Raw genomic sequence first — 22846 nt, forward strand, 5'->3', positions numbered from 1 at the left:
GCCGTCCGCGGGTGCGGGCCGGCGGCCCCGGCCTCAGCGGGATCAGCGCCCGGGCTCAGTAGCATGGGGATCCATGTGCGGGATCGTCGGCTACGTCGGGCCGAAGCAGGCCCAGGACGTGGTGATCGACGGGCTGCGGCGCCTGGAGTACCGCGGCTACGACTCGGCCGGGATCGCCCTCGTGGCCGACTCCGCGCTCGCCGTGTCCAAGAAGGCCGGCAAGCTGGCCAACCTCGAGAAGGCCATCGCCGAGCAGCCGCTGCCGCCCTCGCACACCGGGGTCGGCCACACCCGCTGGGCCACCCACGGCGCGCCCAACGACGTCAACGCCCACCCGCACGTCGGCCACCTGCACGGCTCGCCCGACAGCCCGGGCGCCGGCCGGGTGGCGCTGGTCCACAACGGGATCATCGAGAACTTCGCCGAGCTGCGGTCCCGGCTCGAGGCCGACGACATCACGCTGGTCTCCGAGACCGACACCGAGGTGGCCGCCCAGCTCCTCGAGCTGCAGCTGCAGTCCGGGCTCGACCTCACCGTCGCGATGCAGCGGGTCTGCCAGCAGCTCGAGGGCGCGTTCACGCTCGTGGCCGTGGACGCCCTCGACCCGGAGCGGGTCGTGGCCGCGCGCCGCAACTCCCCGCTCGTCGTCGGCCTGGGGGAGGGCGAGAACTTCCTCGGCTCCGACGTGGCGGCGTTCATCGAGCACACCCGCGATGCGCTCGAGCTCGGCCAGGACCAGGTCGTCACCATCACCCGCTCCGGGGTCGAGGTCACCGACTTCTACGGAGTGCCGCAGGAGGGCCGGCACTACCACGTCGACTGGGACCTGTCGTCGGCCGAGAAGGAGGGCCACGACTGGTTCATGCGCAAGGAGATCTTCGAGCAGCCGCGCGCGGTGGCCGACTCGCTGCTCGGCCGGCGTACGGCGACCGGCCAGCTCCAGCTCGACGAGATGCGCCTGTCGGACCAGGAGCTGCGCGACATCGACAAGATCATCATCATCGCGGCGGGGACGTCGTTCTACGCCGGCATGGTGGCCAAGTACGCCATCGAGCACTGGACCCGCATCCCGGTCGAGGTCGAGCTGTCCTCGGAGTTCCGCTACCGCGACCCGATCCTCGACTACTCCACGCTCGTCGTGGCCATCTCCCAGTCCGGCGAGACCGCCGACACCCTGCAGGCGATCCGGCACGCGCGCACCCAGCGCTCCAAGGTGCTGGCCATCTGCAACACCAACGGCTCGACCATCCCGCGCGAGTCCGACGCGGTCATCTACACCCACGCCGGCCCCGAGATCGGCGTGGCCTCGACCAAGGGGTTCCTGACCCAGCTGGTCGCCTGCTACCTGCTCGCGCTCTACCTCGCCCAGGTCAAGGGCACCCGCTTCGGCGACGAGATCACCGAGGTCGTCACCCAGCTCGAGGCCATCCCGGCCCAGATCGAGTCGGTGCTGGACGGCGCCGACTCCGTCTACGCGCTGGCGCGGTCGCACGCCTCGGCCCGCTCGGTGCTGTTCCTGGGTCGGCACGCCGGCTATCCCGTGGCCCTCGAGGGCGCGCTCAAGCTCAAGGAGATCGCCTACCTCCACGCCGAGGGCTTCGCGGCCGGTGAGCTCAAGCACGGCCCGATCGCGCTGATCGAGCCCGGCATCCCGGTCTTCTGCGTCGTGCCCCCGCAGGGCCGCGACCAGCTGCACGACAAGATGCTCAGCGGCATCCAGGAGGTCCGCGCCCGCGGCGCGCGTACGATCTGCCTGGCCGAGGAGGGCGACGAGCGGATCGAGCCGTACGCCGACCACCTGATCCGGCTGCCCCGGGTGCCCGTCCTGCTCCAGCCGCTGGTGGCCGTGGTGCCGCTGCAGCTGTTCGCCTGCGAGCTGGCCAGCCTGCTCGGGCACGACGTCGACCAGCCGCGCAACCTGGCCAAGTCCGTCACGGTCGAGTGAGCTCGCCTTGGTGACCGGGCCGTGATCGTCGGGGTGGGCATCGACGTGGTCGACATCGCGCGGTTCGGCGAGTCGCTGTCGCGCACGCCCGGACTGGGCCCGCGCCTGTTCACGCCCGGTGAGCTCGACCGGCCGCTGGCCTCGCTGGCCGCGCGGTTCGCCGCCAAGGAGGCGCTGGCCAAGGCGCTGGGCGCTCCCCGCGGCCTGCGCTGGCAGGACGCCGAGGTGGTCTCGGAGTCCTCCGGGCGCCCGCTGTTCGAGCTGCGCGGCACGGTGCGGGCGCGCGCCGACGAGCTCGGCGCCGCGTCGGTGCACCTCTCGCTCTCCCACGACGCCGGCATCGCCTCGGCCGTCGTGGTCCTCGAGGGCTGAGCCGGCCGCCTAGGCTGAGGCGGTGAGCGACGAGTTCCGCCCGATCGAGGTCGTCGACGTGGGGCGGGGCGAGCCGCGGCCCGCCCGGCCGCCGCGCGACCGCACCGGCGTCCTGCTCTCCCTCATCGCGGTCGGGGTGTTCCTGGGTGCCGGCGCCTCGGCGTACACCGCGTGGACGGTGTACGGCGAGCGCGCCGACCAGCGGGCCCTCAACTGCGCCTTCGTCACCGCTCGCGACGGGGGCGACCCACGCAGCTACGACGACCTGTCGGACTACGAGCAGCACATCGCCGACGCGCTCGACTGCGACATCGAGGGGCGCTGACGTGCTCCACGCGCACACCGTCGAGCAGGTCCGGGCGGCCGAGGCGGAGCTGATGGCGCGGCTGCCCGAGGGCACGCTCATGCAGCGGGCCGCGGCGGGGCTGGCCGCGGCGGTGCTGGACCTCCTCGGCTCGGCGTACGGGCGGCGGGTGCTGCTCCTCGTCGGCTCCGGCGACAACGGCGGCGACGCGCTGTTCGCCGGCGCGCTGCTGGCCCGGCGCGGGGTGGCGGTCGAGGCCTGGCTGCTGTCGTCGCGGGCCCACGAGGGCGGACTGGCGGCGCTGCTCCGGGCCGGCGGCCGCCGCGTCGACCGGCCCTCGCGCCGACCTGAGGTGGTGCTCGACGGGATCGTGGGGATCGGCGGTCGGGGCGGCCTGCGGTCCGAGGCGGCCGACGCGCTCAAGCTGCTGCACGGCGTACCCGTGGTCGCGGTCGACGCCCCCAGTGGCGTCGACGTCGACACCGGCGAGGTCGACGGCGACCACGTCGAGGCCGCGGTCACGGTGACCTTCGGGACCCGCAAGGTCTGCCACCTCGTCGACCCGGCCGCCCAGGCGTGCGGCGCGGTCCACCTGGTCGACATCGGGCTGACCCTGCCGGAGCCGGCGGTCGAGGCGCTCCAGCCCGAGGACGTCGCGGCGCTGCTGCCGCGGCCGGGGCTGGAGAGCCAGAAGTACGCCCGCGGGGTCGTCGGTGTGCGCGCCGGCAGCGCGGAGTACCCCGGCGCCGCCCTGCTCAGCGTCTCCGGCGCGAACACCGGGCTGTGCGGCATGGTGCGCTACGTCGGCGAGGAGGCCGTCGCGCACACCGTGCGCGAGCAGCACCCCGAGGTCGTCGGCGCCGGACGGGTCCAGGCGTGGGTCGTCGGCTCCGGCGGCGGCGAGCACGCCGGCGACGAGCTGCGCGCGGCGCTCGAGCACGGCGTCCCGGTCGTGGCCGACGCCGACGCGCTGTCGCACGTCGAGCCCGGCCAGGCCGCGGTGCTCACCCCGCACGCCGGCGAGCTCGCGGCCATGCTGGACGAGGAGCGCGACGACGTGGAGGCGCGGCCGCTGCACTTCGCGCGGCTGGCCGCCGAGCGCTACGACGCGGTCGTGCTGCTCAAGGGCCGGCGCACGGTCATCGCCCGCCCCGACGGGCGCACCCGCGTCAACACCACCGGTCCGTCCTGGCTGGCCACCGCCGGCGCGGGCGACGTGCTCGGCGGCCTGGTCGGCGCGCTGCTGGCCGCCGGGCTGCCGGCGTACGACGCCGCGAGCGTGGGCGCCTGGCTGCACGGCGCGGCCGCCACGCTGGCTTCCGACGGCGGTCCGATCACCGCGAGCGAGGTGGCGCTGGCGGTCCCCGAGGTCGTGCGCGAGGTGCTCGGGTGAGCCCCGAGCTCGTCGTCGACCTGGCCGCGATCCGGCACAACGTGCGGGTGCTCAAGGAGCTCACCGGCACGGCGATGATGACGGTGGTCAAGGCCGACGGCTACGGACACGGCCTGGCCGAGGCGGCCCGGGCCGCGCGCGAGGGTGGCGCCGACTGGATCGGGGTCGCCACCATCGCCGAGGCGGTCGCGCTGCGCGAGTCCGGCGACACCGGTCGCGCGCTGTGCTGGCTCACGACGCCCGGCGACGACTGGGCCGCGGCCATCTCCCGCGACGTGGACGTCACGGTGTACTCCGAGGCCGCGCTCATCGAGGTGCTGGCCACCGGTCTCGACGCCCGCGTGCAGATCAAGGTGGACACCGGCCTGCACCGCGGCGGCGCGCCCCGCGCCCAGTGGGAGGGGCTGTTCGCCCGGGCCGCGGCCGAGGGCGTGCGCGTGACCGGGCTGTGGACGCACTTCTCCAGCAGCGACGAGCCGGACGACCCGGCCAACGACGACCAGGAGCGCGCCTTCGACGAGGCGCTCGCCCTGGCCCGCCGGCACGGGCTGGACCCGGAGGTGACGCACCTGGCCAACTCGGCCGCGGCCATCCTGCGCCCGAGCGCGCGGCGTGACCTGGTGCGCTGCGGCATCGCGTCGTACGGCCTGGACCCGGCGCCCGGCCACACCCCCGACCTCGGCCTGCGCCCGGCCATGACCGCGCGAGCCCATCTGGCCCTGGTCAAGGCCGTCGACGCCGGGGACGCGGTCTCCTACGGCCGGACCTGGACGGCCTCCCGGCCCACCACCCTGGGGCTGGTCCCCGCCGGATACGGCGACGGGCTCCCGCGCGTCGGCGGCAACCACGCCGAGGTCTGGGTGGCCGGCCGGCGCCGGCCGGTCCGCGGCCGGATCTGCATGGACCAGCTGGTCGTCGACCTCGACGGCGACGACCCGGGCGCCGGCGCCGAGGTGGTCGTCTTCGGGCCCGGCGACCACGGCGAGCCCACCGCGCAGGACTGGGCCGAGGCCTGCGGGACGATCAGCTACGAGATCGTGACCAGGATCGGGGGCCGGTTCACCCGGACCTACGTCGACACCGACAGACTTGGCCCATGAGCGCCCGCCGTCGCATCCTCGGGGCCGCCGCGGGCGCGGTCGGCCTGGCCGCGGCCGGCGCCGCGTTCGGCGTACGCCGCCAGGACCGCGCCATCGGCCGCCGCCGTGTGGACAGCACGCCGTTCGGGAGCCTGCACAGCAAGCCGTTGACGGTGGTCGCCGAGGACGGCGTACCCCTCCACGTCGAGGTCGACGAGCTCGAGCACGGCGCCGCGTCGAGCCCGCTCACGGTCGTGTTCTGTCACGGCTACGCGCTCAACCTGGACTGCTGGCACTTCCAGCGCGCGGCGTACCGCGGCCTGGTCCGCGCCGTCTACTACGACCAGCGCTCGCACGGCCGCTCCGGACGCTCGCCCGACGGCCACGCCACCATCGACCAGCTCGGCCGCGACCTGCAGACCGTCCTCGACCACGTCGTGCCCGACGGGCCGGTCGTCCTGGTCGGTCACTCGATGGGCGGCATGACGGTCGTGGCGTACGCCGAGCAGCACCCCGAGGCCTTCGGCGACCGGGTCGTCGGCGTCGGGCTGATCTCGACCACCGCCGGCGGCCTGGACCCGAGCCGGGTCCTGCTGCCCCTGCTGCCGGCCAAGCTCGGTGGCGAGCTGGCCAACCGCACCATCCGGACGCTCGCACGCCGACACCAGCTCGTCGACGGCGCCCGCCGCGCCGGCCGCAGCGTGGCGCGGGTGGCCACCGACCTGTTCGCGTTCGGCGACGAGGTGCCGGCGGCGTACGTCGACTTCGTCGACCACATGCTCTCCAGCACGCCGTTCGAGGTGGTCGCGGAGTTCTTCCCGAGCTTCCGCAGCCTGGACAAGTTCGACGCCGTCGAGGTGATGGGCCGCGTGCCCACCACCATCATCTGCGGGACCTCCGACCGGCTGACCTCCATCGGCCACAGCCGCAAGCTCCACGCACGCATCCAGGGCTCGACGCTGCTTGAGTGCGAGGGCGCCGGCCACCTGGTCCTGCTCGAGCGGCACGGCCAGGTCAACGCCGCCCTCGACCAGCTGCTCTCCGCCGCCGCCGAGCGGGTGGGGCACCCGTGAGCGCCCCCGACCGCTCGTCGGGCGCCCCCGACGCGGTCGTCGCCGTCGAGCGCGTCGGCCCCGAGGCGGCCGCAATCGTCCACGACGTGGTGCACGCCGCCTTCAGCGCCCGCCCGCCGCTCGACCCGCCGGCCGCCGCGCTGGCCGAGACGCCCGCCCAGCTCGAGCGACACCTGGCCGAGCACGGCGGCCTCCTCGCCCGCGTCGACGGCGAGCCCGCCGGCGCCCTGGTGCTCGACCCCTCCGGCTCGACGATGTACCTGCGTCGCGTCGGCGTCGTACCCGCCCTCCAGCACCACGGCATCGCCGCCGTCCTCATCGACGCCGCCGTCGAGGCCGCCGACGGCTACGACGACCTCACCGTCGTCGCCCGCGAGGAGCTGCCCGCGACCATCGCGTTCTGGGAGCGCCAGGGCTTCCGCGAGATCGGCCGCCGCTCGCCGAACGTCGAGCTGCGCCGCCCCCTGCGCACCGCGGTCTACCAGGCTCCCGACGCCGAGGCCATGCGCGGCCTCGGCCGTTCCGTGGCCGGTCAGCTCCGCCCCGGCGACCTGCTCGTGCTCACCGGTTCCCTCGGCGCCGGCAAGACGACGTTCACCCAGGGCCTCGGCGCCGGCCTCGGCGTCCGCGGCCAGGTCACCTCGCCGACGTTCGTCATCGCCCGCGTCCACCCGAGCGAGATCGGCGGCCCGCCGCTGGTCCACGTCGACGCCTACCGGCTCGGTGGCGTGGCCGAGCTCGACGACCTGGACCTCGACACCTCCCTCGATGACGCCGTCACCGTCGTCGAGTGGGGCGAGGGCATCGCCGAGGGGCTCTCCGAGAGCCGGCTCGAGGTCAACATCGTGCGCGGCGAGGCGGGTGACGACGAAGGCGCCGACGAGCACCGCCGCGTCGAGATCACCCCCGTCGGCCCGCGCTGGCACGCGCTGTCGTTCCGGGGGCTCGGGTGATCACCCTCGCCCACCTGTCCGACACGCACGTCGGCGGACCGCCGGACGCGCGGAGCCGCGCCGAGCGGCTGGTCGACCACCTGCTCGCGATGGAACCGCGGCCCGATGCGTTGCTGGTCAGCGGGGACATCGCCGACCACGGTCGGCCCGAGGAGTACGACGAGGCGGTCGCCGTCCTCGACCGCTGGCCCGGTCCGCGGCTCGTGCTCACCGGCAACCACGACGTGCGCGCACCGTTTCGTGCCGCCATCGAGCCGTTCAGGTCCGGAACGCAACCGTTCGCGTCTGGAACCGGATCGTTCGGGTCTGGAACGGAATCGTTCGCGTCTGGAACCGAACCGATCGCGTCTGGAACGCAATCGATCGGGTCTGGAACGGAATCGTTCGGGTCTGGAACGGAATCGTTCGCGTCTGGAACGCAATCGTTCGGGTCTGGAACGGAATCGTTCGGGTCTGGAACGGAATCGTTCGCGTCCGGAACGGAATCGTTCGGGTCTGGAATCGAACCGTTCGCCTCCGGAGCGGAATCGTTCGCGGCCGCAACGGAACCGTTCCCGTCCGGAACGGAACCGTTCAGCGCGGGAACCGATCGGTTCCAGAACGGAACGATTCCCCCAGTTGTCGGGGCGGTCGAGCTCGACGGCCTGCGGCTGGTCGGGCTCGACTCGCTCGTGGACGCGGTCGACGGCGTCCGTCAGGACCACGGCGAGCTGGACGACGACCAGCTGGCCTGGCTCGACGCCAGCCTGGCCGAGGACGATCGCCCGACGTTCGTCTGCCTCCACCACCCGCCGGTGGACATCGGCCTCGAGCTGATGGCGCCGATCCTGCTGCGCGAGCCCGAGCGGTTGGAGGACGTCCTGCGCCGGCACCCGCACGTGGTGGCCACGCTGGTCGGTCACGCGCACACCGCGGGTGCCACGACCTTCGCCGGCCGCCCGCTGCTCGTCGGCGGTGGGAGCGCGTCGACGGTCACCCTGGACGCCGAACCCCTCGGCCGGATCTGGCAGGACGCGCCACCGACCCTGGCGCTGCACCTCCTCCACGACGACGGCCGACTCACCACGCACTGGAGGGCGCTCTGATGCTGCTGGCCTTCGACACCGCCACCCCGCTCGTGACGGTCGCGCTGCACGACGGCGACGACGTCGTCTGGCAGGCCGCCTCCGAGCGCCGGCTCCAGCACGGCGAGCAGCTCGCGCCGCTCATCGAGCGCGCGCTGGGCGAGAACGGCCTGGTCCGCCAGGACCTCACGGCGGTGGCCGTGGGCGTCGGGCCGGGTCCGTTCACCGGCCTGCGGGTCGGTCTGGTCACGGCCCGCACGCTGGCCTTCGTCCTGGACATCCCGGTGTACGGCGTGTGCACGCTCGACGTCCTGGCAGCCGAGGCGGTCGAGTCGGGGACGGTGACGGGGGAGTTCGTGGTGGCGACCGACGCGCGGCGCAAAGAGGTCTACCTGGCGACGTACGACGTGACCGGGGCGCGGCTCGACGGGCCGGACGTGGCGCGGCCGGCGGACGTGGCCACCGAGCGGCCGGTGGTGGGGGAGGGCGCGGTGCTGTACGCCGAGGCGTTCCCGCACGGGGCCGGGCCGGTGCTGCCGAGCGCCGGGTGGCTGGCGCGCGTGGTGGCCGAGGAGCGGGCCGAGCTGCACGACCCGGAGCCGCTGTACCTGCGGCGGCCGGACGCGGTGGCACCCGGGGCGCCCAAGCAGGTCTCGTGAGCGTGCGCCCGGCCACCGAGGCGGACCTGGCGGCGGTCGTGGCGTCGGAGGCCGCGGGGTTCGGGGTCGACGCGTGGTCCGAGGGGCTGGTGGCCGAGGGGATCGCGGGTCGGCTGCCGACGGTGCGCTACCTGGTGGCCGAGGTCGACGGCCGCGTGGTCGGCCACGCCGTGGCCAGCCTGGTCGACGACGTGGCCGAGCTGCAGCGGATCGCGGTCGATCCCGAGCAGCGGAGGCAGGGCCTGGCGACGAGGCTGCTGGCCGACGTGCTGGAGACGGCGGGTCGGGAGGGCGCCGCGCGGCTGCTGCTCGAGGTCCGCGAGGACAACGTCGAGGCGTTGGCCTTCTACGCCGCGCACGGGTTCGTGGAGGTGGGCCGGCGCCCGCGCTACTACCGCAGCGGCGCCACCGCCGTCGTGCTGGAGCGTCCTGTGAGGATGGAGCCGTGAGCGAACCCCTGGTCCTCGGGATCGAGACCTCCTGCGACGAGACCGGCGTCGGGATCGTGCGCGGCCGGACCCTGCTCGCCGACGCCGTCGCGAGCAGCGTCGAGGAGCACGCGCGGTTCGGCGGCGTGGTGCCCGAGGTCGCCAGCCGCGCGCACCTCGAGGCCATGGTCCCGACCCTCGAGCGGGCGGCGGAGACGGCCGGCGTGCGCCTCGACGAGGTCGACGCCATCGCCGTCACCTCGGGCCCCGGGCTGGCCGGCACGCTGCTGGTCGGGGTGGCCGCGGCCAAGGCCCTGGCCATCGGGCTCGGGAAACCGCTGTACGGCGTGAACCACCTCGCCTCCCACGTGGCGGTCGACCAGCTCGAGCACGGGCCGCTGCCCGACCCGTGCCTCGCGCTCCTGGTCAGCGGCGGCCATTCGTCGCTGCTGCGCGTCGAGGACGTGACGAGCACGGTCGAGCCGCTGGGCTCGACCATCGACGACGCGGCCGGCGAGGCCTTCGACAAGGTGGCGCGGCTGCTCGGGCTGCCGTTCCCGGGCGGCCCGCACATCGACCGCGCGGCCCGGTCGGGCAGCTCGGTGGCCATCGACTTCCCGCGCGGCCTCACTAGCCGGCGCGACCTGGAGCGGCACCGCTTCGACTTCTCCTTCTCGGGGTTGAAGACCGCGGTCGCGCGCTGGGTCGAGGCCCGCGAGCGCGCCGGCGAGCCGGTGCCGGTCGAGGACGTCGCGGCGTCGTTCCAGGAGGCGGTGTGCGACGTGCTGGTCCGCAAGGCCCTGGACGCTGCGCAGGACCAAGGCGTCGAGGACCTGCTCATCGGCGGCGGCGTCGCGGCCAACTCGCGGCTGCGGGCCATGGCCGAGGAGCGCGCGGCCAAGATCGGCGTCCAGGTCCGCGTCCCGCGCCCGGGGCTGTGCACCGACAACGGCGCGATGGTGGCGGCGCTGGGGAGCGAGATGGTGGCGCGCGGGCGCACGCCTTCGCACCTCGACCTCCCCGCCGACAGCAGCCAGCCGGTGACCCAGGTCCTCGTCTAGTGCCCGTCTAGGGCTGCGCCTCCAGCACCCACCACGCCGGCGACCGCCGGACGGGTGCGGCGAGCAGCGCGCCGCGACCGTCGAGCCCGATGCGCAGCAGCGCGGACCAGCGGCCCCGCGCGGCCACGGCCACCAGGTGCCGCGCGTCCTCCCACGCGACCTGGGTCAGCCCGCGCGGCAACGACGCCACCAGGGCCCCGGTCCGCGCTGCGCGCAGCGCACCGTCGGTGACGACCAGCCGGCCGTCGGGGCTGAACGACGTCACCTCGGCCCGCGGGTCCGACCACAGGACGAGCCCGGTCGTGGCGTCGAGCACCCCGTGCCGGCCGGCGACCAGCGACCCGTGCACGTCCACCGCGTGCCGCAGCCGCGGCAGCGTGCGCACCGGCCCGCTCTCGGGCACCACGACCACCGGACCGGCCAGCCCGGTGAGCACGACGTCGTCGCCGAGGAAACCGACGGCGTAGAAGAGGTACGACGGCCCGAGGTTCCGCGTCCACCCGCCACCGCCGGTGCCGGTCGGGTCGATGTGAACGACGCTCTCGGCCCGCAGGTCCGCCTCCGGACAACCGGTGGTCACCCACGCGACCAGGCGGCGGTCCGGGCTCAGCGCGCCGACACCGGTGGCGCACGGCCCGAGCGCGGTGCGCCGGCCGTCGACGACCGACGCCAGCCCGACGGTCCCCTCGAAGGTCCGGCCGTCGGCGACCAGGTGACCGCCGCGGTACGGCGCGACCCCGGTGATGCCGCCGTCTCGTCGGTAGGTGCGGTCGTCCACAAGTCGTGAGCGGTTGCCGTCGGGTACGACGTGGACCGGCCCCTCGGCGTACGGCAGGCCCGGCGGCGCGCCGTACCGGCACCCGGACACGGAGCCGAGCAACAGCAGGACACCGAGGGCGACGACGAGGCGCACGTCCTGGGACGCACCACGTGGGGCCGGGGTTGTCGTGGGGGAGCGACCGCTACGGTGGCGCCATGCAGCAGGTCAAGGCCGTGGTCGCGAAGGCCAAGGGCGCACCGGTGGAGGTCGTCACGATCAACGTCCCGGACCCCGGTCCGGGCGAGGCGGTGGTCAAGGTCCAGGCGTGCGGGGTCTGCCACACCGACCTGCACTACCGCGAGGGCGGGATCAACGACGACTTCCCGTTCCTGCTCGGCCACGAGGCCGCTGGTGTCGTCGAGGCGGTCGGCCCGGACGTCACCGCCGTCGCGCCGGGCGACTTCGTGATCCTCAACTGGCGCGCGGTGTGCGGTGAGTGCCGGGCGTGCAAGCGCGGGCAGCTGCAGTACTGCTTCAACACCCACAACGCGACCCAGAAGATGACGCTCGAGGACGGCACCGAGCTGTCCCCGGCCCTGGGCATCGGCGCCTTCGCCGAGAAGACCCTGGTCGCCGCGGGCCAGTGCACCAAGGTCGACCCGTCGGCCCGCCCGGCCGCCGTCGGCCTGCTCGGCTGCGGCGTGATGGCCGGCATCGGCGCGGCGATCAACACCGGCGCGGTGGCCCGCGGGAAGTCCGTCGCCGTCATCGGCTGCGGCGGCGTCGGCGTGGCCGCCATCGCCGGCTCGGCCCTGGTCGGGGCGAGCCCCATCATCGCGGTCGACATCGACGCCAAGAAGCTCGAGACCGCCAAGGCCATGGGTGCGACGCACACCGTCGACTCCAGCCAGGGCGACCCGGTCGAGGAGATCAAGCGGATCTGTGCGGAGTACTACGACGGCGCCGACGGCGCGGACGTGGTGGTCGAGGCCGTGGGTCGGCCCGAGACCTGGAAGCAGGCCTTCTACGCCCGCGACCTGGCCGGCACGGTGGTCCTGGTCGGCGTGCCGACCCCGGACATGAAGATCCCCGACCTGCCGCTCATCGACGTCTTCGGCCGCGGCGGGTCGCTCAAGTCGAGCTGGTACGGCGACTGCCTGCCGACCCGCGACTTCCCGATGCTGGTCGACCTCTACCAGCAGGGCCGGCTCGACCTGGACGCCTTCGTGTCCGAGGAGATCGGCATCGACGACATCGAGGCGGCCTTCGAGAAGATGCACGACGGGTCGGTCCTCCGCTCCGTGGTCATCGTCGACCGGTGAGCGGCGAGCTCCGGCTGGACCACGCGGTGGCCAGCGGCACCTTCAGCCTGGACGGCGAGACCTTCGACGTCGACAACAACCTCTGGGTCCTCGGCGACGACGACGAGTGCGTGGTCATCGACGCCCCGCACTCGGTCGACGCGATCCTCGACCTGGTCGCCGGCCGCACGGTGAAGGCCATCCTGCTCACCCACGCCCACGACGACCACTGCCGCGTCGCCCCCGAGCTGCGCGAGCGCGTCGTCGCGCCGATCTTCCTGCACCCGGACGACAAGCCGCTGTGGGAGCTCACCCACACCGACTACCTCTGGGACCTCGACCTTCCCGACGGCTGGGAGCTCGAGGTCGCGGGCACCCGCGTGCAGACGTTGCACACCCCCGGCCACGCGCCCGGCGGCTGCTGCTTCCACGTCGAGGACCTCGGCGCGGTCTTCACCGGCGACACGCTCTTCCAGGGCGGGCCCGGCGCGACCGGCCGCTCGTACTCCGACCGCCCGCAGCTCGAGGAGTCGATCCGGGCCAAGCTCTTCGCCCTGCCCGACGACACCGTCGTGCACACCGGTCACGGCGACGACACCACCATCGGCGCGGAGCGGGCGGCGTCCGCAGACTGGTGAGACGTCAGGCCCGGACGTAGCCAGAGACGTAGAAGCTGACCCGCCCGGACAGCTGGGTGGTCGCCTTCCCCGCGAGGCCGTGCCCGTCGATGGTGCCGACGAGCCGCGCCTCGTCCCAGTACTCCTCGTAGTACAGCTGACCCCCGCTGATGTCCTTGGTGACGTGCGGGTCGCCCACGGCCTGCAGGTACATGTCGAAGTGGACGGTCCCAGCCGGCTGGTTGGTCTGGTCGAACGTCGGGAAGTCGCCACGCAGCCGGAGCCGGTCGCGGGTGTGGTTGAACGTCGAGATGTCCCACGGGTCCAGGACCTCGACGTACCGGAACCGCTTCATCGTGCAGGCGGTCTGGGGCTGGAAGCTCTGGGGCGGCGGCGGCGTCACCCCCGTCCGGGCAGCGCCAGTCGACCAGCTCAGCGTGCAGGACGTCGTCGTCCTCCTCGATGTTTACCCAGCCGGTGTGCCAGTTGCCCTTGGCGCCGGCGTACCAGCCCTGGTGCTGCCACGTGACGTCGCCGAAGTCCGCCTCGTTGCCGTACGGTCCGGGCTCCCAGCCGGGAGGCACGTCAGCGGGGGCGGCTCCGGCCCCCGCGACCAGGGCGCAGGCGCTGAGCGCCGCGGCCGAGAGGAGCTGGATGATCGTCCTGCGGGTCCGGGTCATGCCCGCACCGTGGCGGAGCGACGAGGGGGCCCGCGGTCCAGACCGCTGGATACCCCGAAATCGGGGACGCGCCTCAGAACGGCCGCACCAGCAGGCACGTCCCGTGCCCGCCCACGCGGGTGAGCACGATCGTCGCCTCGGCGTCGCCGGTCAGGGCGAGCCGCTTGCGCAGCTGGTCGGGCACGACGTCGACGCCACGCTTCTTGATCGTGAGCCGGCCGATGCCGCGCTCGTGCAGGGCCGCGCGCAGCTGCTTCTCCCGGTGGGGGAGGGTCTCGAGGACCTCGTAGGAGCGGCCGTACGGCGTGCGGTACGCCGCGTCGCTGGTCACGTAGGCGATGTGGGGGTCCAGCAGGCCACCGCCGACGCCGGCGGCCACCGCGGTCACCAGCCCGGCCCGGATCACGGCGCCGTCCGGCTCGTAGAGGTAGCGGCCCAGCGGGACGACGTCCGCGCCGGGGTCGTCCTCCTCGGTCAGCGTGGCCAGGCCGCCGTCGCCGATGACCGTGGCCCGGCGGGCGCAGGTGGCCAGCCGGCCGCCCCAGAGCGCGGCCTCCTTGACCTCGCCGTGGTCGGAGACCCACTCGGCCTCGACGCCGGCGGGGACGAGGTCGTGGGGGATGCCGGGCGCGGTCTTCACGCAGGCGTCGCGGGTCAGCAGCGACGAGGCGAACGCCCACGACGGCGCCCACGCGTCGGGGGAGAAGGTGCGGCCGCGGCCGGTGCGGCGGGCCGGGTCGACAAAGGCGACGTCGAAGGGCGTCGTGTCCACCGCGGCGGCGTCGGCGACCTGGACGGCGCCGGCGAGCCCGAGGGCCTCGAGGTTGGCTGACGCCACGGCCACGCGGACGGGGTCGAGGTCGACGCCGGCGGCGGTCAGCCCGGCCCGCGCGAAGGCGACGAGGTCGCCGCCGATGCCGCAGCCGAGGTCCACGACCGTCGCGGCGCCGAAGGCCACCAGGCGGGCGGCCCGGTGGGTGGCGACCGCGAGCCGGGTGGCCTGCTCGAGGCCGTCGGGCGTGAAGTACATCGAGGCCGCGAGGGCGCCGAACTTCGGCACGGCGGCGGCCCGCAGCGAGGCCTGGGTCAGCGCGGCGGCGAGGTGCTCGGGTGGCACGTCGGGCACCGCGCGCGAGAGCGCGGCGCGCGCGGCGAGCGGGTCGGTGAGGTCGAGCGCGGACGCCCGGGCCAGCACCGACTGCCCCTCGGGGGCCTGCAACCACGCGACCGAGGCGACGTCCACGGCACCGATCCTGTCAGGCGCGGGCGGGCCCGAGGGGCCGCCCCTGGCACTCGCTCGCTCTGAGTGCTAGTTTCGTGGTTGGCACTCTCCGGGTGAGTGTGCCAACGGACTCCCGTTCACCAGCCCATCCCGAAGCACGAAAGTGGAGGTCGACAGCAGTGTCGGTCAACATCAAGCCCCTCGAGGACCGCATCGTGGTCAAGCCGCTCGACGCCGAGCAGACCACCGCCTCCGGTCTGGTCATCCCGGACACCGCCAAGGAGAAGCCCCAGGAGGGCGAGGTCCTGGCGATCGGCCCGGGTCGCATCGACGACAACGGCAACCGGGTCCCCCTCGACGTGGCCATCGGCGACAAGGTCATCTACAGCAAGTACGGCGGCACCGAGGTCAAGTACAGCGGCGAGGAGTACCTCATCCTCTCCGCTCGCGACGTCCTCGCTGTCGTTTCCTGACACCACGCTCCACCCGCCGGGTCGTGTGCCTGGGATCGCGCTGACGCGCGCTCTCGGCACACGACCCGACGCACGTTCCCAGAAGGAGAGCAATGCCCAAGATCCTGGAGTTCGACGAGAACGCCCGGCGCGCCCTCGAGCGCGGCGTGGACGCCCTCGCGAACACGGTCAAGGTGACCCTCGGCCCCAAGGGCCGCTACGTCGTCCTCGACAAGAAGTGGGGCGCGCCGACCATCACCAACGACGGCGTGACCGTCGCCCGTGAGATCGAGCTCGACGACCCGTTCGAGAACCTCGGCGCCCAGCTGACCAAGGAGGTGGCGACCAAGACCAACGACATCGCGGGTGACGGCACCACCACCGCGACGGTCCTGGCCCAGGCCATGGTCCACGAGGGTCTGAAGGCGGTCGCCGCCGGCGCCAACCCGATGGGGCTCAAGCGCGGCATGGACGCGGCGGCCCAGGCCGTCAGCGACGAGCTGCTCAAGAACGCCCGCGAGGTCGAGGCCAAGGAGGACATGGCCTCCGTCGCCACCATCTCCAGCCGCGACGAGGTCATCGGCGGCCTGCTCGCCGACGCCTTCGACAAGGTCGGCAAGGACGGCGTGATCACGGTCGAGGAGTCCAACACCATGGGCACCGAGCTGGAGTTCACCGAGGGGATGCAGTTCGACAAGGGCTACATCTCGCAGTACTTCGTGACCGACCCCGAGCGGATGGAGGCCGTCCTCGACGACCCCTACATCCTGCTGCACCAGGGGAAGATCTCGGCCGTCTCCGAGCTGCTCCCGCTGCTGGAGAAGGTCATCCAGTCCGGCAAGCCGCTGTTCATCCTGGCCGAGGACGTCGAGGGCGAGGCCCTCTCGACCCTGGTCGTGAACAAGATCCGCGGCACCTTCAACGCGGTCGCGGTGAAGAGCCCGGCGTTCGGTGACCGCCGCAAGGCGATGATGCAGGACATCGCGACCCTGACCGGTGGTCAGATCGTGGCGCCCGAGGTCGGGCTCAAGCTCGACCAGGTCGGTCTCGACGTGCTGGGCCAGGCCCGCCGCGTCGTCATCACCAAGGACAACACCACGATCGTCGACGGCGCCGGCGACTCCGCCGACGTCACCGGCCGGGTCAACCAGATCAAGGCCGAGATCGAGACGACCGACTCCGACTGGGACCGCGAGAAGCTGCAGGAGCGCCTGGCCAAGCTGGCCGGCGGCGTCTGCGTCATCAAGGTCGGCGCCGCCACCGAGGTGGAGCTGAAGGAGAAGAAGCACCGCATCGAGGACGCCGTCTCGGCGACCCGCGCGGCCATCGAGGAGGGCATCGTCCCCGGCGGTGGCTCGGCCCTGATCCACGCCGTGTCGGTGCTCGACGACAACCTCGGCCTCACCGGCGACGAGGCCACCGGCGTCCGGGTCGTGCGCAAGGCTGCCGACGAGCCGCTGCGCTGGATCGCGGAGAACGGCGGCATCAACGGCTACGTCGTGACCACCAAGGTCCGCGAGCTCGGTGTCGGCAACGGCTACAACGCCGCCACCGAGGAGTACGGCGACCTGGTCGCCCAGGGCGTCCTCGACCCGGTGAAGGTCACGCGCTCCGCGCTGATCAACGCCACCTCGATCGCGGCGATGCTGCTCACGACCGAGACGCTCATCGTGGACAAGCCCGAGGACGAGGAGCCCGCGGCTGCCGGCCACGGGCACGGCCACGGGCACTGAGCCCTAGGAGCTGCTGAGCCCCGGTCCGCCACAGGCGGGCCGGGGCTCTTCCCTGTCCAGGCCCCGCAGGACGTAGACCGGCCGGTCGCCGCAGGCCGTGCCGCGCCGCTCGTAGCGCTGGGCCACCTCGGCGGCCAGCGCCCGACCGCCGGCCTCGCTCCAGGTGTCGAACGGCCACCACTCGACCAGCCAGGTCGGCGCGTCCGGACCGGCCACCAGCGCGCGCAGCTCGTCCAGGTCCGGGTCGAGGGTGCGCATCGGGAGGCTCCACAGGTAGGCGTACGGCGAGGCCATCCCGCTCTCGAGCTGCAGGTCGGCCCGCCCGCCGAAGACCACGAGCGTGTCGCCCGGCTCGGCCACCGCGTGCAGGGCCACGCCGCTGTCGTGCTCCTCGAGCTCCTGCTGCCCGGCCAGGTTCCACACCGCCCAGCCGACCAGGCACACCGCGCTCGAGACGGCCATGAGCGGGACCAGCCGCTCGCGCAGCCGCGAGCCGACCAGCGCGACCGCGAGCAGGGTCCCCGGCACCAGCCCGAAGGCGTAGTCCTGCCAGAAGCTCCCGCCCAGCACCAGTGAGACCACGTCGAAGGCGACCATCGCCAGCACCGCCGCGGTGAGCGGGGCGTCGCGGCGCCACGCGGCCCGCACGCGAGCGGCGTACGCCGCCAGCGCGACCGCGATCCCCGTCACCGCCACGATCAGGAGCAGCACGAGCGCGCGGGTCGCCGCGGCCCGGCCCGAACCCTCCGAGAGCGCCGACGAGGCGTCGGCGCGGAAGCCGTACACGGCGTACCAGAGCGTGTGCAGGCGGACCCCGGCCGCCAGCGCCCAGGCCACCGTGGCCAGCACCGGCAGCGCGAAGCCGGCCACGGCCGCCCCCGCCAGCCGGACCAGGTCGCCCCGCGCCAGGCGCCCGGTGAGCAGGCTGGCCACGAAGAGCACCGCGACGAAGACGACACCGCCGGCGAGGTTCTGCTTCAGCCCCAGCGGTACGCCGGCCGCGAGCCCGGCCGCAGCGGCGAGCGCCGGCGAGCGGTCGCGGACCGCGGCCAGGGCCAGCCCGGCCGCGCCGACCAGGAACGGCAGCACCAGCAGCTCGCCCTTGGCCGCCACGACGTCGATGGCCGGCGTGGTCACCAGCGCGGCGGCCGCCACCGCGGTCCACCGCGCGGCCCGCTCGTCGGCGACCAGCCGGGCGGTCCAGGCGGCCAGCAGCACCAGCGCCGCGCCGGCCAGTGCGCCCACCGCGCGGAGCGCGGACGGCCCGCCGATCGTGTCGACCACCTTGACCAGGGTGATGAGCGGCGGTGGGCGGTCGACGAAGTACGCGCCGTACAGGCTGTCCGCGCTCGGGTGCCAGCTGCGCGCCACCAGCACCCAGCCGGCCTCGTCGGCGCGCACCGGACGCAGCAGCCCGACCAGCCGGACCAGGAAGGCCAGCGCCGCGGCCACGGCCACGGTGCGCCGCGCGTCGACCCAGGCTGCCACGGGGACAGTCTCGCGTGACACGTCCGGCGTCCGGTGTCACTGGCCCGTTCGGACCATGCCCGCGCCGTCGCCACCTCCGTAGCGTCCGGCGGGTGCGCCGACTCCTCGCCCTCGCCACCGCCCTCCTCGGCCCGCTCGCCCTGGTCCTCGTCCAGCCGGACGCCCACGCCCAGGGCTACCCGTCCCTGGCCAAGGTCACGGACCGGGCCGGCGACGCCCCGGCGGGTGTCGACCTGCTGTCCGGTCGCTACCAGCTCAGCGTGGGCTCGGCCCGGCGCGCGACGTTCCAGGTCCGGGTCAAGAAGCTGACCGACACGACCTTCCTGGCCTTCGAGGTCCACCCCGAGGCCGAGGGCTGGGACCGGATCGCGGTCTACCGGGAGAACGGCAGGACCGTGGCGAAGATGTACTTCATCGACACTGGCGAGGAGTACCCCGTGCCGACCCCGGTGCCGCGCGCCTGCCCCGACCTGAGCGTCACCTGGGCCCCCGGGCGCGGCGAGGTCACGGTGACCGCGCCGTGGCGCTGCTTCCAGGCCGCGAGCTCGGCGTACGCGCCCTTCGAGTTCCAGGCCTACTCGCGCGTCGGCGGCCAGCCGGGCGGCGCCAAGGACTCGCTGCCGGCCAAGGACCTGGACTTCTGAGCCGACACACGGCCGGAACGCCGTCGTTCCCCCGTCGCAACGCGGTTGCCGCACCCTGACGACATGCTCTGGCGCGTCCGCACCACCCTGCCCGACCGGCCCGGCGCGCTCGCCGCGCTGGCCGAGCAGTGCGGGCTGGCCGAGGTCAACATCCTCGGCCTGCAGATCTTCCCCGGCATCGAGTCGGTCACCGACGAGCTCATCCTGCGTACGCCGGGCGACTGGGCGCCCGAACGGCTCGTGGCGCTCGTCGAGCTGGCCGGCGCCACCGACGTCCGCGCGCTGCGCTGCACCGAGGCGGCGCTGACCGACCAGCCGACGCGCTACGTGCAGGCCGCCCAGGCGATCCTGGAGCAGCCGCTGTCCTTCCCGGACGTGCTGGCCCGGCTCTTCGACGCCGAGGCCGAGCCGCTGGCCGCCGCCGAGGAGGCCGACGCCATGGAGCTCACCGTCGCCGACGTGTGGGTGCAGATCCACCGCGCGGTGCCGTTCACGGCGACCGAGCACGCCCGCGGCACGGCGCTGGCCGGGCTGGTCAGCGACGTCCTGGCCCGGACCCCGGCCCCGGTCCGGCCGCCCGCCGACGGGCGCCCGGCGTACCTCGCCGACGACCGGTCGGTGCGCGCGGTGGTGGAGGGCGTGGTCGTCGGGACGGCCCGGCTCGGGGTCGGCGGCGACGAGCTCGGGCTGACCGTGGACGTCACCGACGGCTGGCGGCGCCGCGGGGTCGGCACCCGCCTGCTCAGCGACGCCTGCCGGCTGGCCCGCGACCTCGGCGCCGAGGTCGTCGTGCTGACCACCGGCTCCGGCAACCCGGCCGTGCTGCCGCTGGTGCTGTCGGCCGGGCTGCGCGGGCGGATCCGGATGGCCGGCGACGAGCTGACCGTGCGGATCCCGGTGCGCGAGATGCGCCCGCTGACGACCTAGAATCATCAGGGTGGAGCTGCCCGAGAAGTTCGCCAGCCTGGGTCTCACCTACGACGACGTCCTGCTGCTGCCGGGGCACTCCGACCTCGCGCCGTCCGACATCGACACGACCACGCGCCTGACCCGCGAGATCTCGCTCAAGGTGCCGCTCATCAGCGCGGCCATGGACACCGTGACCGAGTCCCGGATGGCCATCGCCATGGCCCGCCAGGGCGGGCTCGGCGTGCTGCACCGCAACCTGTCGATCGAGGACCAGGCCTACCAGGTCGACCTGGTGAAGCGGACCCAGACCGGGATCATCTCCAACCCCGTCACGATCGGCCCGGACGCGACCCTGGAGCAGCTGGACCAGCTGGCCGGGCAGTACCGCGTCTCCGGCTTCCCCGTCGTCGACACCGACCAGCGGCTGCTCGGCATCATCACCAACCGCGACCTGCGCTTCACGCCGGTCGCGGAGTGGGCGAGCACCAAGGTCGACGAGGTGATGACGCCGATGCCGCTCATCACCGGGCCGGTCGGCATCTCGCGCGAGGAGGCCACGCTGCTGCTGCGCAAGCACAAGCGCGAGCGGCTGCCGCTGGTCGACGAGCTGGGCCGGCTGGGCGGGCTCATCACGGTCAAGGACTTCGTGAAGTCCGAGCAGTTCCCCCTGGCCTCCAAGGACGCGCACGGCCGGCTCATGGTCGGCGCCGCGATCGGCTACTTCGGCGACGCCTGGCAGCGCGCCACCACCCTGGTCGAGGCCGGGGCCGACGTGCTGGTCGCCGACACCGCCCACGGCAACGTCCGGCTGCTGCTCGACATGGTCCAGCGGCTCAAGTCCGACCCCGCGACGAAGCACGTCCAGGTCATCGGCGGCAACGTCGCCACCCGCGAGGGCGCCCAGGCCTTCGTCGACGCCGGCGCGGACGCCGTCAAGGTCGGCGTCGGGCCCGGCTCGATCTGCACCACCCGCGTGGTGACCGGCGTCGGCGTACCCCAGATCAGCGCGGTCTACGAGGCCTCGCTGGCCTGCCAGCCGGCCGGCGTCCCGGTGATCGCCGACGGCGGCCTGAAGTACTCCGGCGAGATCGCCAAGGCCCTGGTCGCCGGCGCCGACACCGTGATGGTCGGCTCGCTGCTGGCCGGCTGCGAGGAGTCGCCCGGCGAGCTGGTCTTCGTCAACGGCAAGCAGTTCAAGGCCTACCGCGGCATGGGCTCGCTCGGCGCGATGTCCAGCCGCGGCAAGAAGTCCTACTCCAAGGACCGCTACTTCCAGGCCGAGGTCACCAGCGACGACAAGATCGTGCCCGAGGGCATCGAGGGCCAGGTCGCCTACCGCGGCCCGCTGGCCGCCGTCGCTCACCAGCTCATCGGCGGGCTGCACCAGTCGATGTTCTACGTCGGCGCGCGGACCGTCCCGGAGCTGCAGGAGAAGGGCCGCTTCATCCGCATCACCAGCGCCTCGCTCAAGGAGAGCCACCCCCACGACGTGCAGATGACGGTCGAGGCGCCGAACTACTCGGGCTGACGCCCTCGGCGTCGCGCCGGCAGTTCCTGGCTGCGGCGCACCCGGTGCGAGACTGCCTCCCGTGACCGAGATCGAGATCGGCCGGGCCAAGCGGGCGCGCCGCGCGTACTCCTTCGACGACGTGGCGATCGTGCCCTCGCGCCGCACGCGCGACCCGGAGGAGGTCAGCGTCGACTGGCAGATCGACGCCTACCGCTTCGACCTGCCGGTGCTCGCCGCGCCGATGGACTCGGTCATGTCGCCGGCCACCGCCATCGCCCTCGGGGTGTACGGCGGCCTGGGCGTGCTCAACCTCGAAGGCCTCTGGACGCGGTACGAGGACCCCACGTCGCTGCTGACCGAGGTCTCCGGGCTGCGCGGTGAGCAGGCCACCGCGCGCCTGCAGGAGATCTACACCGAGTCGATCAAGCCCGAGCTCATCACCGAGCGCCTGCGCGAGATCCGCGACGCGGGCGTCACCGTCGCCGGCTCGCTGTCGCCGCAGCGCACGCGCGAGTTCGCCAAGACCGTCGTGGACGCCGGCGTGGACATGTTCGTCATCCGGGGGACCACGGTCAGCGCCGAGCACGTCTCCAGCCAGGCCGAGCCGCTGAACCTCAAGGAGTTCATCTACGAGCTCGACGTGCCGGTCGTCGTCGGCGGCTGCGCCACCCACCAGGCCGCGCTGCACCTGATGCGCACCGGCGCGGCCGGCGTCCTGGTCGGCTTCGGCGGCGGCGCCGCGCACACCACGCGCACCGTGCTCGGCGTGGCCGTGCCGATGGCGAGCGCGGTGGCCGACGTGGCCGCCGCCCGCCGCGACTACCTCGACGAATCCGGCGGCCGCTACGTGCACGTCATCGCGGACGGCTCGATCGGCAAGTCCGGCGACATCGCCAAGGCCATCGCGTGCGGCGCCGACGCGGTCATGGTCGGCTCGCCGTTCGCCCGCGCCACCGACGCGCCCGGCCACGGCTTCCACTGGGGTGGCGAGGCCCACCACAAGTCGCTGCCGCGCGGCGAGCGGGTCGAGTTCGAGACCGTCGGCACGCTCGAGGAGATCCTGTTCGGCCCCTCCCGCGTCGCGGACGGGACCATGAACCTCATCGGTGCCCTCAAGCGCTCGATGGCCACCACCGGCTACACCGAGCTCAAGGAGTTCCAGCGGGTCGAGGTCGTCGTCGTCGACTGACGAGCCGCGC

23 protein-coding genes are annotated in these 22846 nt (G+C 73.8%); 19 read left to right on the plus strand and 4 right to left on the minus strand.

The genetic code is table 11. From position 1 onward, the window contains the following. Nucleotides 1-73 precede the first annotated feature (73 nt). The 11 genes from glmS to tsaD are packed head-to-tail and all read left to right on the plus strand — an operon-like array spanning nt 74 to nt 10331. Nucleotides 74-1945, plus strand: a complete 1872-nt coding sequence (gene glmS / locus G5V58_RS02555) for a glutamine--fructose-6-phosphate transaminase (isomerizing) (protein WP_165228488.1) — start codon at nt 74-76, stop codon at nt 1943-1945. Nucleotides 1946-1966: 21 nt separating this feature from the next. Beyond that, entirely contained in the window at nt 1967-2317 is a 351-nt protein-coding gene (locus tag G5V58_RS02560) for a holo-ACP synthase (RefSeq protein ID WP_165228490.1), read from the plus strand. A gap of 22 nt (nt 2318-2339) precedes the next feature. Continuing rightward, nucleotides 2340-2642, plus strand: a complete 303-nt coding sequence (locus G5V58_RS02565) for a hypothetical protein (protein ID WP_165228492.1) — start codon at nt 2340-2342, stop codon at nt 2640-2642. Between the two features lies 1 nt (nt 2643). Beyond that, on the plus strand, nt 2644-4014 hold the full coding sequence (locus G5V58_RS02570; protein WP_196240551.1) for an NAD(P)H-hydrate dehydratase: 1371 nt from the start codon (nt 2644-2646) through the stop codon (nt 4012-4014). Next, a complete protein-coding gene (gene alr, locus G5V58_RS02575; RefSeq protein WP_165228494.1) occupies nt 4011-5114 on the plus strand; it encodes an alanine racemase in 1104 nt (367 codons plus the stop codon). The genes G5V58_RS02570 and alr overlap by 4 nt, the downstream gene beginning before the upstream one ends. After that, a complete protein-coding gene (locus tag G5V58_RS02580) occupies nt 5111-6166 on the plus strand; it encodes an alpha/beta fold hydrolase (protein ID WP_165228495.1) in 1056 nt (351 codons plus the stop codon). The genes alr and G5V58_RS02580 overlap by 4 nt, the downstream gene beginning before the upstream one ends. Beyond that, nucleotides 6163-7119, plus strand: a complete 957-nt coding sequence (gene tsaE / locus G5V58_RS02585; protein WP_165228496.1) for a tRNA (adenosine(37)-N6)-threonylcarbamoyltransferase complex ATPase subunit type 1 TsaE — start codon at nt 6163-6165, stop codon at nt 7117-7119. Before G5V58_RS02580 ends, tsaE begins: the two co-directional genes overlap by 4 nt. Then, nucleotides 7116-8204 (plus strand): metallophosphoesterase, encoded by a 1089-nt coding sequence (locus G5V58_RS02590; RefSeq protein WP_165228497.1) that lies wholly within the window; start codon nt 7116-7118, stop codon nt 8202-8204. The genes tsaE and G5V58_RS02590 overlap by 4 nt, the downstream gene beginning before the upstream one ends. Then, nucleotides 8204-8842 (plus strand): tRNA (adenosine(37)-N6)-threonylcarbamoyltransferase complex dimerization subunit type 1 TsaB, encoded by a 639-nt coding sequence (gene tsaB / locus G5V58_RS02595; RefSeq protein ID WP_165228498.1) that lies wholly within the window; start codon nt 8204-8206, stop codon nt 8840-8842. Before G5V58_RS02590 ends, tsaB begins: the two co-directional genes overlap by 1 nt. Beyond that, nucleotides 8839-9291, plus strand: coding sequence for a ribosomal protein S18-alanine N-acetyltransferase (gene rimI, locus G5V58_RS02600; RefSeq protein WP_165228499.1), 453 nt, complete (start codon nt 8839-8841; stop codon nt 9289-9291). The genes tsaB and rimI overlap by 4 nt, the downstream gene beginning before the upstream one ends. Beyond that, nucleotides 9288-10331: a tRNA (adenosine(37)-N6)-threonylcarbamoyltransferase complex transferase subunit TsaD gene (tsaD, locus tag G5V58_RS02605; protein ID WP_165228500.1), complete on the plus strand. Its 1044-nt coding sequence runs from the start codon at nt 9288-9290 to the stop codon at nt 10329-10331. The genes rimI and tsaD overlap by 4 nt, the downstream gene beginning before the upstream one ends. Nucleotides 10332-10338: 7 nt before the next feature. On the opposite strand, the gene G5V58_RS02610 is transcribed toward tsaD, so the two are convergent. Then, a complete protein-coding gene (locus G5V58_RS02610) occupies nt 10339-11244 on the minus strand; it encodes a hypothetical protein (protein WP_165228501.1) in 906 nt (301 codons plus the stop codon). 62 nt (nt 11245-11306) lie between these two features. Here G5V58_RS02610 and G5V58_RS02615 point away from each other — a divergent pair, with 62 nt between their 5' ends. Beyond that, complete coding sequence (locus G5V58_RS02615) at nt 11307-12413, plus strand: S-(hydroxymethyl)mycothiol dehydrogenase (protein WP_165228502.1); 1107 nt, start codon at nt 11307-11309, stop codon at nt 12411-12413. Beyond that, complete coding sequence (locus G5V58_RS02620; RefSeq protein ID WP_165228503.1) at nt 12410-13030, plus strand: MBL fold metallo-hydrolase; 621 nt, start codon at nt 12410-12412, stop codon at nt 13028-13030. The genes G5V58_RS02615 and G5V58_RS02620 overlap by 4 nt, the downstream gene beginning before the upstream one ends. A 4-nt stretch (nt 13031-13034) precedes the next feature. Here G5V58_RS02620 and G5V58_RS02625 read toward each other — a convergent pair whose 3' ends face one another. Continuing rightward, nucleotides 13035-13364, minus strand: coding sequence for a hypothetical protein (locus G5V58_RS02625; RefSeq protein WP_165228504.1), 330 nt, complete (start codon nt 13362-13364; stop codon nt 13035-13037). Nucleotides 13365-13762: 398 nt separating this feature from the next. Continuing rightward, nucleotides 13763-14932, minus strand: a complete 1170-nt coding sequence (locus tag G5V58_RS02630; RefSeq protein WP_165228505.1) for a class I SAM-dependent methyltransferase — start codon at nt 14930-14932, stop codon at nt 13763-13765. Between the two features lie 158 nt (nt 14933-15090). Here G5V58_RS02630 and groES point away from each other — a divergent pair, with 158 nt between their 5' ends. Further along, nucleotides 15091-15384: a co-chaperone GroES gene (groES, locus tag G5V58_RS02635; protein WP_165228507.1), complete on the plus strand. Its 294-nt coding sequence runs from the start codon at nt 15091-15093 to the stop codon at nt 15382-15384. A gap of 92 nt (nt 15385-15476) precedes the next feature. Then, entirely contained in the window at nt 15477-17096 is a 1620-nt protein-coding gene (groL, locus tag G5V58_RS02640; RefSeq protein WP_165228509.1) for a chaperonin GroEL, read from the plus strand. 3 nt (nt 17097-17099) lie between these two features. On the opposite strand, the gene G5V58_RS02645 is transcribed toward groL, so the two are convergent. Beyond that, nucleotides 17100-18584 carry a hypothetical protein gene (locus G5V58_RS02645; protein ID WP_165228511.1) on the minus strand — a complete coding sequence of 495 codons (1485 nt, stop codon included), beginning with the start codon at nt 18582-18584 and terminating at the stop codon, nt 17100-17102. Nucleotides 18585-18676: 92 nt separating this feature from the next. Between G5V58_RS02645 and G5V58_RS02650 the strand changes: the two genes are divergently transcribed. The 4 genes from G5V58_RS02650 (at nt 18677) to G5V58_RS02665 (ending at nt 22836) form a co-directional block, all read left to right on the plus strand. Next, nucleotides 18677-19228: a hypothetical protein gene (locus G5V58_RS02650; protein WP_165228513.1), complete on the plus strand. Its 552-nt coding sequence runs from the start codon at nt 18677-18679 to the stop codon at nt 19226-19228. A gap of 63 nt (nt 19229-19291) precedes the next feature. Continuing rightward, entirely contained in the window at nt 19292-20155 is an 864-nt protein-coding gene (locus G5V58_RS02655) for a GNAT family N-acetyltransferase (RefSeq protein WP_165228515.1), read from the plus strand. A 10-nt stretch (nt 20156-20165) separates the two neighbouring features. Beyond that, nucleotides 20166-21665 (plus strand): IMP dehydrogenase, encoded by a 1500-nt coding sequence (gene guaB, locus G5V58_RS02660; protein WP_165228517.1) that lies wholly within the window; start codon nt 20166-20168, stop codon nt 21663-21665. A gap of 61 nt (nt 21666-21726) precedes the next feature. Next, nucleotides 21727-22836 (plus strand): GuaB3 family IMP dehydrogenase-related protein, encoded by a 1110-nt coding sequence (locus G5V58_RS02665; protein ID WP_165228519.1) that lies wholly within the window; start codon nt 21727-21729, stop codon nt 22834-22836. The last annotated feature ends 10 nt before the right edge of the window (nt 22837-22846 follow it).

This window comes from Nocardioides anomalus (assembly GCF_011046535.1).
Lineage (GTDB): Bacteria > Actinomycetota > Actinomycetes > Propionibacteriales > Nocardioidaceae > Nocardioides > Nocardioides anomalus.